Origin of the sequence: Mycolicibacterium arenosum (assembly GCF_024320865.1) — a bacterium.
GTDB classification, from domain to species: Bacteria; Actinomycetota; Actinomycetes; order Mycobacteriales; family Mycobacteriaceae; genus Mycobacterium; species Mycobacterium arenosum.
On the sequence record NZ_JANDBD010000002.1, the window covers coordinates 423,573 to 437,323 of the forward strand.

At 68.4% G+C, this 13,751-nt stretch carries 15 protein-coding genes; 3 read left to right on the top strand and 12 right to left on the bottom strand.

Annotated features, from left to right (window positions below; genetic code table 11):
• Positions 1-75 precede the first annotated feature (75 nt).
• Positions 76-1,689: an amidohydrolase gene (locus tag NM203_RS05720; RefSeq protein ID WP_255058732.1), complete on the top strand. Its 1,614-nt coding sequence runs from the start codon at positions 76-78 to the stop codon at positions 1,687-1,689.
• Positions 1,690-1,701: 12 nt separating this feature from the next.
• A complete protein-coding gene (locus NM203_RS05725) occupies positions 1,702-3,066 on the top strand; it encodes an APC family permease (RefSeq protein ID WP_255058734.1) in 1,365 nt (454 codons plus the stop codon).
• Here the strand turns inward: NM203_RS05725 and NM203_RS05730 are convergent, their stop codons facing one another.
• The 12 genes from NM203_RS05730 to NM203_RS05785 all read right to left on the bottom strand — a co-directional run bounded on the left by NM203_RS05730 (position 3,067) and on the right by NM203_RS05785 (position 12,516).
• The gene (locus NM203_RS05730) at positions 3,067-4,116 is read right to left on the bottom strand and encodes a poly-gamma-glutamate hydrolase family protein (RefSeq protein WP_255058735.1); all 1,050 of its coding nucleotides are present in this window, start codon (positions 4,114-4,116) and stop codon (positions 3,067-3,069) included. It abuts the gene before it with no gap.
• Between the two features lie 68 nt (positions 4,117-4,184).
• Positions 4,185-5,411 (bottom strand): Nramp family divalent metal transporter, encoded by a 1,227-nt coding sequence (locus tag NM203_RS05735; protein ID WP_255058736.1) that lies wholly within the window; start codon positions 5,409-5,411, stop codon positions 4,185-4,187.
• A gap of 91 nt (positions 5,412-5,502) precedes the next feature.
• Positions 5,503-5,742 (bottom strand): hypothetical protein, encoded by a 240-nt coding sequence (locus tag NM203_RS05740; protein WP_255058737.1) that lies wholly within the window; start codon positions 5,740-5,742, stop codon positions 5,503-5,505.
• The gene (locus NM203_RS05745) at positions 5,732-6,037 is read right to left on the bottom strand and encodes a hypothetical protein (protein ID WP_255058738.1); all 306 of its coding nucleotides are present in this window, start codon (positions 6,035-6,037) and stop codon (positions 5,732-5,734) included. The genes NM203_RS05740 and NM203_RS05745 overlap by 11 nt, the downstream gene beginning before the upstream one ends.
• A gap of 38 nt (positions 6,038-6,075) precedes the next feature.
• Positions 6,076-6,333: a hypothetical protein gene (locus tag NM203_RS05750; protein ID WP_255058739.1), complete on the bottom strand. Its 258-nt coding sequence runs from the start codon at positions 6,331-6,333 to the stop codon at positions 6,076-6,078.
• A 41-nt stretch (positions 6,334-6,374) separates the two neighbouring features.
• Positions 6,375-7,448, bottom strand: coding sequence for an NAD(P)H-dependent amine dehydrogenase family protein (locus tag NM203_RS05755; RefSeq protein ID WP_255058740.1), 1,074 nt, complete (start codon positions 7,446-7,448; stop codon positions 6,375-6,377).
• Positions 7,449-7,455: 7 nt separating this feature from the next.
• Positions 7,456-8,247, bottom strand: coding sequence for an SDR family oxidoreductase (locus NM203_RS05760; RefSeq protein WP_255058741.1), 792 nt, complete (start codon positions 8,245-8,247; stop codon positions 7,456-7,458).
• Positions 8,248-8,340: 93 nt separating this feature from the next.
• Positions 8,341-8,775, bottom strand: a complete 435-nt coding sequence (locus NM203_RS05765; RefSeq protein ID WP_255058742.1) for an RDD family protein — start codon at positions 8,773-8,775, stop codon at positions 8,341-8,343.
• Positions 8,772-9,239 carry a hypothetical protein gene (locus NM203_RS05770; RefSeq protein ID WP_255058743.1) on the bottom strand — a complete coding sequence of 156 codons (468 nt, stop codon included), beginning with the start codon at positions 9,237-9,239 and terminating at the stop codon, positions 8,772-8,774. The genes NM203_RS05765 and NM203_RS05770 overlap by 4 nt, the downstream gene beginning before the upstream one ends.
• Positions 9,236-10,159 carry a non-homologous end joining protein Ku gene (gene ku / locus NM203_RS05775; protein ID WP_255058744.1) on the bottom strand — a complete coding sequence of 308 codons (924 nt, stop codon included), beginning with the start codon at positions 10,157-10,159 and terminating at the stop codon, positions 9,236-9,238. Before ku ends, NM203_RS05770 begins: the two co-directional genes overlap by 4 nt.
• Positions 10,160-10,186: 27 nt before the next feature.
• Positions 10,187-11,110 carry a carbohydrate kinase family protein gene (locus NM203_RS05780; protein ID WP_255058745.1) on the bottom strand — a complete coding sequence of 308 codons (924 nt, stop codon included), beginning with the start codon at positions 11,108-11,110 and terminating at the stop codon, positions 10,187-10,189.
• The gene (locus tag NM203_RS05785) at positions 11,107-12,516 is read right to left on the bottom strand and encodes a mannitol dehydrogenase family protein (protein ID WP_255058746.1); all 1,410 of its coding nucleotides are present in this window, start codon (positions 12,514-12,516) and stop codon (positions 11,107-11,109) included. The genes NM203_RS05780 and NM203_RS05785 overlap by 4 nt, the downstream gene beginning before the upstream one ends.
• Before the next feature lie 236 nt (positions 12,517-12,752).
• Between NM203_RS05785 and NM203_RS05790 the strand changes: the two genes are divergently transcribed.
• On the top strand, positions 12,753-13,736 hold the full coding sequence (locus tag NM203_RS05790; RefSeq protein ID WP_255059127.1) for a sugar-binding transcriptional regulator: 984 nt from the start codon (positions 12,753-12,755) through the stop codon (positions 13,734-13,736).
• Positions 13,737-13,751 lie beyond the last annotated feature (15 nt).

Sequence of the window (13,751 nt, forward strand, 5' to 3'; positions counted from 1 at the left end):
ATTCGGACCCGCGAGTGCGACGGATGGGCATCATTCGGATTGCGTGGCGCTTAACCCGGCGTAAGGTCCCAAACCGTGGCTTCGACCCTCTTCCGCAACGGAACCGTGTGGACCGGGGCGGGTGAGCCTGCGATCGGTGCCCTGCTGGTCTCCGACGGTGTGATCGCCGCCCTCGGCGACGACGCCCTCGCCGCGGCGGCCGACGCCACCGAGGTCGATCTCGAGGACGGCTTCCTGATGGCGTCGTTCGGCGACGGACACGCCCATCCGCTGCTGGGCGGGCTGGAGTACGTCGGCCCCGCGGTGCGGCCGTGCACGACGGTCGACGAGATCGTCGACGCGGTGCGTCGCTTCGCCGAGGACAATCCCGACGAGGAGTGGATCGTCGGCGCCTCCTACGACGGCAGCCTCGCCGAGGGCGGGCTGTTCGACGCCCGGTGGCTCGACAAGGCGGTGTCCGACCGGCCGGTGGTGCTGCGGGCGTGGGATTACCACACGGTGTGGTGCAACACCGCGGCCCTGGACGCCGCGGGCATCACGGCCGATACGCCCGACCCCGTGCTCGGGGAGATCCCGCACCGCGAGGACGGATCGGTGCTGGGCACGCTGCGCGAGTGGGGCGCCGTCGACCTGGTCACCGCGGTCATGCCGGCCCGTGACGAGGAGGTGCGGATCGCCGCGCTGGGCACGGCCGCCGACTATTACCTGAACAAGGGCGTTACCTGGGTGCAGGACGCCTGGGTCGAGCCGGGCGACGTCGACACCTATCTGGAGGCCGCGCGGCGCGATGCGCTCCGGATCCGGTTCAACCTCGCGCTCTACGCCGATCCCCGGCACTTCGAGGCGCAGATCGCCGGATTCTCGCAGGCCAAACGTCGCGTCGAGCAACTCGGTTCGCCGTTCCTCACCGCGCAGACGGTGAAGTTCTTCGCCGACGGGGTGGTGGAGAACGAAACGGGAGCGCTGCTGGCGCCGTACTGCAGCGGGCTGCACTCGCACGGCATGACGGTGTGGGAGGGCGACGCGCTCGCCGAGGCGGCGCGTCAGGTCGACGACCTCGGCCTGCAGATCCACATCCACGCCATCGGCGACGCCGCGGTGCGCCAGGCGCTGGACGCCATCGAGTATGTCGTGGACACCAATGGCGAGCGTGACCGCCGCCCGGTGATCGCCCACGTGCAGTTGGTCGACGACGACGACCTGGAGCGCTTCGCGGCGCTCGGCGTGATCCCCTGCATGCAGCCGCTGTGGGCGCAGGAGGACGCGTTGATGAACGTGCTGACGGTGCCCCGCCTCGGCCGCAAGCGCGCCGACAAGCAGTACCGTATGCGGTCGCTGGCCGATTCGGGAGCGCCCCTGGCGCTGGGCTCGGACTGGCCGGTGTCGTCGGGGGCGCCGCTCGACGGCATCGCGATCGGCGTGTCGCGGCAGACCGCAGAGGGCGAACCCGCGGGTGGCTGGACACCCGACGAGATCCTCCCCATCGAGCGCGCCCTCGGCGCGTACACCGAAGGCGTCGCGAAACAGGCGTTCGCCGAGGGGACCTGGGGCCGGCTGGTCCCCGGCGCGAGCGCGGACCTGCTGTGGCTGGACCGCGACCCGCGCAGCACTCCCGCACTCGAGTTGCCCGCGATCACGGTGCGGGCCACGTATGTGCGGGGCGCGCTCGGATTCAGCGAACAGCATTAGAAGGGAACGCCAATGACGGCAGACACCCCCATCAACCTGGGTAAGGACGGGGCTCTCGCGCAGCAGGAGGGTCACCTCAAACGCGCTCTGGGCGTGCCGTCACTCGTGCTGTTCGGCATGGTCTACATGGTTCCGCTGACGGTGTTCACCACCTACGGGATCGTCACCCAGATGACCGGTGGCCGGTTGCCGGTCGCGTATCTGGTGACGCTTGCCGCCATGGTGTTCACCGCGCGGTCGTACGCGCGGATGTCGGCGGCGATGCCCGTCGCCGGATCCGCGTACGCGTACACGCAGAAGTCGTTCGGGGCGCCGGTCGGCTTCCTGGCCGGGTGGTCCCTGCTGCTGGATTACCTGTTCCTGCCAATGCTCAACTACCTGGTCATCGGCATCTACATGAGCGCGGCCGTCCCGAGCGTGCCGCCGTGGGTGTGGATCCTGATCGCGATCGTCGTCGTGACGGTGCTCAACATCGTCGGCATCGTGTCGGTGGCGCGCGCCAACTTCCTGTTGCTCGCGCTGCAGATCGTGTTCATCCTGGTGCTCGTCGTGATGGCCGTCGTGACGATCTCCGGCTACGGCAACGTCGATCTGGTTGCGCCGTTCACCGGCGACGGATCGGTGAGCGGACTCGGCCCGATCTTCGCCGGTGCGGCGATCCTCTGCCTGTCGTTCCTCGGCTTCGACGCCGTGTCCACCCTGTCGGAGGAGGCGAAGGACCCCACCCGCACCGTGCCGAAGGCGATCATGATCGCCACCGTCGTGTGTGGCTTGATCTTCATCGGGCTGTCCTACGTCTCTCAGTTGGCCTTCCCGACCAACACCTTCGAGGACGTCGACGCCGGTGCCACCGACGTGATGCTGGCGGCGGGTGGAGACTTCCTCAACATCTTCTTCACCGCGGCCTACGTGGCCGGTTGCATCGGGTCGGCGCTGACCTCGCAGGCCTCGGTCGCGCGCATCCTCTTCGCGATGGGACGTGACGGGATCATGCCGCGCAAGATCTTCGGTCACGTGTCCGTGCGTTTCGCCACCCCGACGTTCGCGATCCTCGTGGTGTCGGTGATCTCGCTCGCAGCGCTGTGGATCGAGCTGGGCTTCCTCGCGTCGATCGTGAGCTTCGGTGCGCTGGTGGCCTTCTCGGCGGTGAACCTCACCGTCATCAAGCACTTCTACATCGACGTCGGTGACAAGAACGTGCTCAACAACGTGATCCTGCCGCTCATCGGTCTGGGCCTTACGGTGTGGCTTTGGTTCAACCTCTCGGCGCTCACACTGTGGGTCGGATTGATCTGGCTGGCAATCGGATTCGTCTGGCTGCTCGGGGTGACCCGCGGCTTCTCCCGGCCCACGCCGGTGCTGGACATGGAGGAGTAGTCAGGCCCACTCGCGAGCGGCGGTCACCAGGCCGCGCACCAGCGCCGAGGTGGCGGCAGTGAGCCCGTCGGCGCCGGCCATGCCGCTGCGGGGGCTGATCCCGCGCACGCGTGGCGAGAGTTCGAGTTGGGCTCCGCCGCCGCGTGTTCGGTTGACGGGGTTGTCCGGGTGCATGCCGCGCAGTTCACGCGGGATCTCGCCGAGGTCGGTGACGACGCGGTAGCCGGGGATCACGACGTGGCGGGCCACGTGTTCCGCGAGTTCGCGATTGGCCCCGCCGGCGAGGAGTTGGGTGCTGCGGTTCATCCGGCCGTAGCCGTGCAGGGATATGACGACGTCCACGTGGTCGAGGAACTCCTCGAGTATCGCGGACTCCTCAGCGCGGAAGGCCTTGGACGACAGGTGGTTCGGATAGTTCGGCGGATGGTGCACGACGTAGGTGGAGGCGCCGGCTTCGGTCGCGGCGCGCTCGGCGATGACGTCGGTCATCTTCTCCAGTCCGCCCCCGTGGATCGCGAGGAAGCCGAACGTGGAGCGCAGCGTGCTGGACTCCGTCACGTCCGGCCTGGCGAGCAGCTCCGAAAGCGTCTGCGGTGCATCGGGTTCGGGCTCGCCGAGCTGGCGGGGCCAGTTGACGGGGTCCCAGCGGTTGAGGAAGTCGACCCAGCGCGTCGGCAGACCGTGGTGTCCGGCCCCGTCGATGATCCGTTCGAGATAGCCCTCCCGCGGGTGGCCGGGTTCGACGCGGTGATCGACGTACACCCAGGCGTCGACGGGCCCGTCGTTGGTGAGCACCTGGAGTCGGTCGCGGCGATAGCGCTCCGGGACGCCCTCGGCGCGGTCCAGCGCGGCGAGGTCGGTGGCGCTGACCTGCCACAGCACGCCGTGCACCTCGGAGCCGACGAAGGGTTCCACCGTCGCGACGCCGCGCTCGTTGATCAGCCAGTCGTGGTCGGCCAGGGTGGCGGGGACCGGGTCGACGGCGTCCGGGCAGCGCTGCGCCATCTGCGCCACGCTGAGGTTGGAGCCGTAGGCGAAGTACCGGTGCATCGCGTCCGAATCTAGCGACTCGTGTGTGGTCTCCCGCGTCCAGCGCGGGTTTCGACCACACAAATCGCCTAGCCGGTGACCGTCAGATAGATCAACACCACGTTCAGCGCGCTGATCACGCCCGCCACCAGCCACCCCAGCGCCGTCGTCACGCGGTGGTTGACGTCGTCGCCCATGAGCGAGCGATCGGCCGTCAGCCGGATCAGCGGGATCAGTGCGAACGGGATGCCGAACGACAGCACCACCTGCGACAGCACCAGCGCGCGGCTGGGATCGACGCCGATCGCGAGGATCACCAGCGCGGGAACCAGCGTGACGAGCCTGCGCAGCAGCAGCGGGTAGGACCGCTTGAGCAGACCCTGCATGATCATCGCCCCCGCGTACGCGCCGACCGACGTCGACGCCAGGCCGGACGCCAGCAGTCCGATCGCGAAGAACAGTGCGACCGTGTGCCCCAGCGCGCCCTGCACCGCGGTGTAGGCGCCCTCGATCGAGTCGGTGTTCTCGATGCCCTGCAGGTGGGTCGCGGCCACCAGCAGCATCGCGAGGTTCACCGCGCCGGCCACCAGCATCGCGATTCCCACGTCGTAGCGGGTGATGCGCAGCAGTCGGCGTCGCGGCCCGCCCGCCTCGGGCTGCCCGTGCCGATCGCGCGCGAGCCCGGAGTGCAGGTAGACGGCGTGCGGCATGACGGTCGCACCGAGCATCGCCGTCGCCAGCAGGATGCTCTCGGCGCCGTCGAATCGCGGGATCAGGCCCGAGGCCACGTCAGCGGCCGAGGGCGGTCCGACCACTAGGCTGGTGAGGAAGCCGACGGCGATGACGAGCAGCAGGCCGGTGATGACCCGCTCGAACATCTGCTGGCCGCGCCGGTTCTGGATCGCCAGCAGCACCAGCGAGACGGCCCCGGTGATGACGCCGCCGAGGAGCAGCGGCAGGTCGAAAAGCAGATACAAGGCGATCGCGCCACCGACGATCTCGGCGAGATCCGTTGCCATGGCGACCAATTCAGCCTGCACCCAGTAGGCCAGGCGGGTGCGCCTTCGGGTGTGGTCCGCCACCGCCTCCGGCAGCGAACGGCCGGTCACCAGGCCCAGCTTCGCGGAGAGGTACTGGACCAGGCCCGCCATGACGTTGGCGACCAGGATCACCCAGACCAGCAGGAAGCCGTATTGCGCACCGGCGCTGACGTTGGCCGCGACGTTGCCGGGGTCGACGTAGGCGATCGCGGCGACGAACGCCGGTCCGAGCAGGAGGAAGCCCGCCCGCTGCGGCGCCTTCGAATCCGTGGTCACTCGCCCACCCTTCTATCCGATCGTACGAACAGAAAAGTTAGGCTAGCCGAAACCTTGGGCAGCCAGCAACGGGGGCCGGTTTGATGGCCGACTACCAGCCGAAGCCGAACCCTCCGAGGCTGAAACCGAATCCGCCGTAGGGGTAGTACGGGCCGTTGTTGATGTTGGGCGGCGACGTGACGATCTGCGCGCTCCCATTGGTCTCGCACTGCGTCGTGGTCGGGCCGGTTTGAGTGCACTGCGGCCCAGCGGACGCAAGAGGCGCGGAGAGCAGAGCGGCTCCCACCGCGAGAACTCCTGCGGCGCCGCGTATTCCGCGACTAGCGGCCATGTCCTCCACCGCCTCCACCGCCCCCGTGCGGACCCCAGCCGCCGGGAGCGATGATCAGCGGTGCCCCGTAGAACTCGTCGTCCCAGGGGTAGGGATACGCCGGCGCCGGCGCCGTCGCGTTGATCTGCACGTTGCCGGGCGACTGGCACTGCGTGATGCCGGTGCCGGTGTAGGTACCGCCGGCCGCCGACTGGCAGTCCGGCAGAGTCGAGTTCGGTTCAGCCGCGGCGGGCGCGGCGAGCGCCATCCCGCACAAGCCGAGGACCGCGATGGATGGTGCAAGATAACGGCCCATTGACCGCATGATCTACCTCCTGGGTCGGACGATGTACGTCACGGGAAGAACAACCCCGGCTCGCCCCACATGTTTCCCCAGGGGCCGGTGAACTCGCCCTCAGCGGGAGTGGAGTTGATCTCCACGTTGCCGGGGGTCGCGCACTCGGTGTTCGAGCCGCCTTCGGCCGCCGCGCCACCGGTGTCGACGCACTGCGGAAGTCCGGGCGTGGGTTCGGCGCCGGCTACGGGTGCCATGAGAACAGCCGCGCCGACCGCGGCGGGAATGAGCAGAAGTGAGCGAGAAGCCAACCGCATGAGCACGTCCTTAATGGAATCGTCGTGACACCACCGATTACTCAGCCAGCGTACAACCCTTTCCCAGTGATGAACGGCAAGTCGAGCGTGGTCCGGATCCCCGGCGCCGCGGCCACGACCTCAGGGATCGCGTTGACCACACGAGCCGCAGTGGCAACGAGGCCGGCGTGGTTGTGGTCGCCGTTCGGGCTCGACAGGCACAGGTCCAGTGCGTAGGACGGTTCGCCGGTCACCTCGATGCGATACGACCCGCCCTCCTGTGCCGGCTGCGGCCAGTCCGGCTGCAGATCGTTGCGCAGTCGGGTGACGTGCTCGAGCACCACGGCCACCTTGCCGTCCTTCACGCCCCGCACCTCGAACCGCAGCGCCGCCGCCGTGCCCTTGGCGATGTGACCCGACGCGATCTCGAAGTCCTCGGGTGCGGGCTCGCGGAGGTAGGTCTCGGTGACCTCGTCGAGTTCCACGCCGATACCGGCCGCGATCTGTCGCACCACGGAACCCCATGCCAGGCTCAGCACGCCCGGCTGCAACAGCATCGGGATGTCGTCGAGGTCGCGGCCGAAGCCCATGACGTCGCGCATCACCGGGGCGCTGTCGTAGGTGTCGTAGTTGATGATCTCCATGCACCGGATCTGCTCGATGCTCTGACAGGTTCCCGCGAGGGCGAGGGGCAGGAGGTCGTTCGCGAAACCGGGGTCGATGCCGCCGACGAACAGGCTCGACCCGCCTTCTTCGGTCGCCTGCTCGATCGGCGCGATCATGTTCTCGGGCAATGTGTTCCACGGATACTGCAGGAAGACGGCGCTGCTGCCGACGACGTTGACGCCCGCGGCGAGGATGCGGCGGTAGTCCTCGAGTGCCTCGACGAGGCGGTTGTCCGCGAGCGCGGTGTAGACGGCGCACTCCGGATTGGTGGCCAGCACGGCGTCGAGGTCGGTGGTGGCCAGCACGCCGGTGGCCTGATCGAGGCCGGCGAGATCGGCGGCGTCCCTGCCCGCCTTCGCATCGGACGACACCCACACCGCGGTCAACTCGAATCGCGCGTCGGTGATGAGCTGTCGCAGGGCGTGGATGCCGACGTTGCCGGTGCCGATGGCGGCGACTTTGATGGTCATGAGGTCCTCACAGATCCGGGATGGGCAGGTCGAGGTTCGGGAACGTGATGCCGCCGTCGACCTCGAGGGTCTTGCCGGTCAGGTAGCTCGCGGCGGGGGACGCGAGATAGACCGCGGCAGCGGCGATGTCGACGGGATCACCGAGTCGGCGCATCGGGGTGGCCTTCTCCATCGGGTCGCGGAGTTCGTCGTTGGAGGCCACGATCTCGAGCGCCGAGGTGAGGATCGACCCGGGCGCGATCGCGTTCACCCGGATGCGCGGCGCGAGGTCGAGTGCGGACAGTCGGGTGTAGTGCGCCAGCGCAGCCTTGGCGGTGCCGTAGGCGGCGAACCCGCGTCCGGCGACGCGGCTCATCGTCGACGTGACGTTGATGATGTTGCCGCCGCCGGAGTGCTCGAGCATCAGCGGCACCGCCGCCACCGTGAGCGCGTGCGCGGTCGCCACGTTGAAGGCGAACGCATCGCGCAGATCCTTGGTCGAGGTGTTCAGCAGGGCGTTGGGCATGGTGCCGCCGACGTTGTTGACGACGATGTCTAGTTTGCCGAACGCCTCGACTGCCTGGGCGGCGAGGGCCGCGGTGTCCTCGGAGTGGGCGAGGTCGGCGACGACCACGTGCGCGCGGCGTCCGACCGCCTGAATCTGCTCGGCCACCTCCTCGAGCTGTGACTGAGTGCGCGCGGCGATCACCACGTCCGCACCGGCTTCCGCGAATGCCACCGCCATCGCGGCACCCAGTCCGCGGCCCGCGCCGGTGACCACCGCTACCTGATCGTCGAGACGAAACCTGTCGAGAATCACGTGTTCCTCATTTCCTTGATCGCGGGTCACGCTAGCAAGGCGGGATCGCCGGTGTGACCACTTTCTGGAACACGTTCTAATTCGGTGCGCGGTTCACCCTCGGACGTATACCACCCGGCTACCGACGGCCACGTCCTGCAGCGAGCGCCGCTGCCGGTCGATCACCACCCAGCCGAGTCCGATGGGGAACACGACACACGCGACGGCCCGCACCAGCGCCCGCAGCCCAGACAGGCGTTCGGCTCTGCGTCCCGTCACCCGTAGTCCCATTACCACCGCACCCGCGGTGCAGCCCGAAATCGACCAGCAGCCAGCGAGATACACCACGGCGACACCGAACGTCACGGTCGTCGAGAACAGCACGCTGAGGCTCGGAAACTGGAACGCCGACGGGTTCAGCGCGAGGCGCGTCAGGATCAGGCCGACGTAGATGACGCCGATGACTACCAGCACCACCCCGAGGTCGATGACGGCGGCCACCCCACGGCTCACGATGCCCGCGGTCCGCGGCTCACCGGGGTCGGTCAACGTAAACCCTTGTCCCGACGGAGGATCCGATCGACGATACCCGCCACGGCGTCGTCGGCGCGCTCGCTCTGGCTGCGCACGTCGTGCATGACGTCGGAAGTGACCGATCCCGTCGACTCGCGGATGATCGCGGGCAGGTTGATTCCCGCGACGACCTCGTCGGCCAACCCGATCAGGTCGACGCGCTCGCGGACCAGCGCGTTGAGATCGAGTTCATCGAGCACGCGGTCGACGAGTTCCACCGCGATTGCGGTGATGGCCGCCGTGAGTGGCTCGAGTCCGGCCGCGAGCACCTCCTCGCCGCGTCGCTCGAGTGCGGACCGGGCCCCGCGCAGTCGATCGCCGACGAAGGGCAGCCGTTCGCAGGCCCGATACCCCTCCGCCGCGAGGCCGATCGCCGTCGCCGCCGCGCCGAGTGAGAGGGTCGTCGCCGGGTGCTTGGCGAGCCCCGACAGGTCGGTCACTTCTTGGCCGCGGCCTTCTTCGCGGGAGCCTTCTTGGCTGCGGCCTTCTTCGCAGGGGCCTTCTTCGCGGCGGCCTTCTTGGCGGGTGCCTTGGTCGCCTGCTTCGACTCCGATGACCCCGACTCCTTGCGTCCCTTCACGCTGGCCTCGAGCTTCGCGAGCAGATCGGACACGTCGTCGGTGTCGCCGTCGAGGTCCTCGGGCTCCTGCTCCTCGACCTGGAAGGCCTCGCCGCCCTCGATCTTCGCGGCGATGAGTTCGAGCATCTCCTCGCGATAGGTGTCGTGGAACTGGTCGGGCTTGAAGTCGTCGGTCATCGACTCGACCACCTGGCCGGCCATCTTCAGCTCGGCGGGCTTGATGTCGACTTCCTTGTCCAGCACCGGGAAATCCGGATCGCGGATCTCGTCGGGCCACAGCAGGGTGTGGATCATCATCACGTCGCGCTTACTGAAGTCCTTGACGCGCAACGCCGCCAACCGCGTCTTGTTGCGCAGGGTGAAGTGCACGATCGCGATGCGGTCGGTCTCCGACAGCGTCTTCGCCAGCAGCACGTACGACTTCGACGACTTCGAGTCGGGTTCCAGGAAGTAGCTCTTGTCGTAGAGCATCGGGTCGATCTGCTCGGCGGGGACGAACTCCACCACCTCGATCTCGCGACTGCGTTCCTCGGGCATCGTCGCGATGTCCTCGTCGGTGATGATGACGGTCTGACCGTCCTCGGTGTCGTACGACTTCGCGATATCGCGGTATTCGACGACCTCGCCGCAGACCTCGCAGACTCGCTTGTAGCGGATGCGCCCGTTGTCCTTCGCGTGCACCTGGTGGAACTTGATGTCGTTGTCCTCGGTCGCGCTGTAGACCTTGACCGGCACGTTCACCAGGCCGAACGACACGGAACCCTTCCAGATGGAACGCATAACCCAGTATGGCCCACGGCCTGCGGCTTAAACCGGTAAGCCCCGCTGCAGCGCGGCGCGATCGGGCAGGTCGGCGCCCGCCTTGGCGACCGTGAGCGCCGATGCCAGCGTCGCGGCGCGGAGCACGCCCTCGAGTGTCGCGGCGTCGATGGCGGCGAGGGCCCCGCGGCGCTCGGCACCGAGCAGATCGAGCGACCAGAGTGCGTCGATCAGTCCCGTCATGAACGAGTCGCCGGCGCCGACGGTGTCGACGACGTCGACCGGTTGCGCCTCGACGACGACGGTTCCCGCCGCGCAGACCGCGAACGAGCCCTGCCCGCCCTTGGTCACCGCGACGATCGACGGCCCGAGCGCGAGCCACGTCTCGGCCACCTGTTCCGGTGACCTGTCCGGGTCGATCCAGCGCAGGTCCTCGTCGCTGGCCTTCACCACGTCGGCTTTCTCGACCAGCCGGCTGATGCGGTTCACGGCGTTGTCGTGATCGTCGATGAGGGCGGGCCGGACATTCGGGTCGTAGGAGATGGTGGCCGAGGGGCGGTAGGCGTCCAGCAGCGCGGCGGTCGCCAGGCAGCCGGGGTCGAGGAACGCGGCGATGGAGCCCGTGTGCGCGATCAGGGGAGGGCCGACCTCAGCGGTCCCCGACAGCGACCACTCGATGTCGAACTCGTACGTCGCCGCACCGGTCGAGTCCAGGTGTGCGAGCGCGGTCGGAGTGCGCTTCGCGTCGGTGCTTCCCGAAACCAGTTGCACGCCTGAGGCTTCGACGTATTCGATGATCCGCTTGCCTCGGTCGTCGCGGCCGATGTGGGTGAGGAAGTCGACGTCGCGGCCCAACCGGCCGAGGCCGATCGCGACGTTGAGCGGGCTGCCGCCCACGTGCTCGCCCGTGATGACGCCACCCCGTTCGACGATGTCGATGAGCGCCTCGCCGATGACCAGAGCGCGGCTCATGTCCCGACCAGCTTCTCGAGCGTCGCGCGCGCACCGTGCTCGTGCAGCGAGTTCAGCGCCCACAGATAGGCGTCGACGAAGCGCTGCTCGTTCGCGAGATCCCCGAACACGTCGGTGTTCTCGATGAACGCGGTCGGGTGCTCGAGTTGCGACTTCGCCAGCGGCACGAGGGTGTCGGCGAGCTGGTCCTGCACGTCGATCGGCTCGCCCTGCTCGTCGACGCCCTCCGCGTAGCGCGCCCAGCTCGCGACGACCGCCGCGGACAGTTCGATGGGCGCACCCGATTCGAGGTTCTCCCGGATGACGGGCAGCAGCCACTTGGGAATCCGGTCCGACGACCCGAAGCAGAGCCGGGCGATCGTGTCGCGCACGCCGGGGTTGGCGAAGCGCTCGATGGCCGTCCGCTTGAAGGCGGGCAGATCGATTCCCGGCACGGGCTGCAGCGTCGGTGTCGCCTCGGAGTCCATGTAGTCGAGGAGGAACGTCGCGAACAGCGGGTCACCCGCTGCGTCCGCCACCAGCCGGTAGCCGGCTAGATATGCGAAGTAGCAGAGCGCTTGATGGCCGGCGTTGAGCAGTCGGAGCTTCATCAGCTCGTACGGCGTGACGTCCTCGACCAGTAACACGTCGACGTCCTCGAAGGCGGGTCTGCCGTCGGAGAACGAGTCCTCCAGCACCCACGACGTGAACGGCTCGGCGGCCACCGGCCACTGGTCGTCGACTCCGAAATCCCTTGCCAGCACGTCGATCACGTCAGGGGTGGTGACCGGCGTGATGCGATCCACCATGGAGTTGGGGAAGCGGGTGTGCTCGGCCATCCAGTCGGCGAGGCCGGGGTGCGCGCGTTCGGCGTAGGCGGTGAACGCCTCTCGCGCGACGTCGCCGTTGCCCTCGATGTTGTCACACGACACGATCGTCGGCGACGGCGCGCCGCGCTCGCGGCGGCGGGCCAGCGCATCGGCGACGAGCCCGAAAACACTGTCGGGACCGGCGGTGTCGACGTGGTAGCCGCCCTCGGTGATGGTCAGCGACACGATGCGGGTGTCCGGCGCGGCGAGCAGTTCGACGACGGACTCGCGGTCGTCGGGCGCGAACCGGTAGTCGACGATCGAGCCGATCACGGATGCGTTGCGGCTGCCGTCGGGGTTCATCAGGACCAGGGTGTAGAGCCCGTCCTGCGCGTTCATGACATCGGCCATCCGGCGGTCGGACGGCAGCACGCCGACCCCGCAGATTCCCCACGAACTCGCGGTCCCGGAGTTCAGCAGGCGGTCGACGTACATCGCCTGGTGCGCGCGGTGGAAGCCGCCGACGCCGAAGTGCACGATGCCAACGCCGATCGCGCCGCGGTCGTAGGTCGGCTTGTCGATCGGGATTCGCGACAGGGTCTCGGCATTGAGTTTCACGGCACGCTCACCACCGCTCCGACGCTACTCGCCGCCACCCCGCCACGTTTCGATCCCGGCGGTCCGCTGAAGACCGGCGAGCGCAGGTGTTTAGGAACCGGGGGTGTTGTGTACGTCACACTTGGATGTTAGCGTGATGAACATCTACTCGCATCCCTGAGCATTTGCTCACCTGCGAGGAAGGACGGAGCGGGAACGTGGCGACACCGACGTCGAACGGCCAAGTGGCCGACGGCATGCAGATCGGCGCAGGTGGCAGCACCGAGGATCTCCGGCTCGCGCTGCGCGCGGCGACCCTCTACTACCTCGACGGACTGACGCAGGCGGAGATCGCCGCGCGGCTGGGAGTGTCCCGCCCGACGGCCGGCAGGCTGATAGCCCGCGCGAAGGCCAAGGGCCTGGTCCGCATCGAGGTCGTGGTCCCGCCGACGCTTCAGGACAGCCTGCACGCCGACGAGGAGCGCGAGCTCGAGGCGAAGTTCGGGCTGACCGAGGTCGTCGTCGCCGGCCACGGCATGGACATCGGTGCACCGGGCAGGCCGGCGGTGTACGCGAGCGTCGGAAGGGCGGCCGCCGCCCTGTTGATGCGCAGGCTCTCCGCCGACGACGTGCTCGGGTTCACCTGGGGTCCCGAGCAGGTGGCCGTGGCGACCGCACTCGCCCCCGGCATCGCGAGCTGCCGGACCGTCGTCCAGATGGACGGCGCCATGTCGACCGCGTCCTATCAGACCGGCATGGAGCTGATCCTGAGCCGCAGCGCCGACGTGCTGCGCGCCAACGCGATCCGGCTGCCCGCACCGCTGTACGCGGATCCGTCGACCGTCGCCTCGATCAGTTCGGACTCGGTGATCTCGCGGACGCTCGAGGCGGGCCGCCGGGCCGACACCATGCTGTTCGGCGTCGGCGCCGCCTCCACCTCGACCACGCTCTTCGAGGGCAGCTTCCTCGACGGCCGGATACTCGACGAACTCGTCGCCCTCGGCGCCGTCGGCGAGATCGGCGGTCGCTTCTTCGACGCACACGGCACGCCGGTCGTGACCGAGTTGGCCCGTCGCTCGGTGTCGGTGCCGCTCGAGGACGTGCGCGCGTGTGCGAAGACCATTCTCGTCGCCAGCGGCGCGGCCAAGCACGTCGCGACCCTCGCTGCGCTGCGCGGCCGGCTCGCGAAAATGCTGGTCTGTGATATCGACTGTGCCCGTTGGCTTTTAGAGTCCAAATAATGGAGGTAAAGGTGA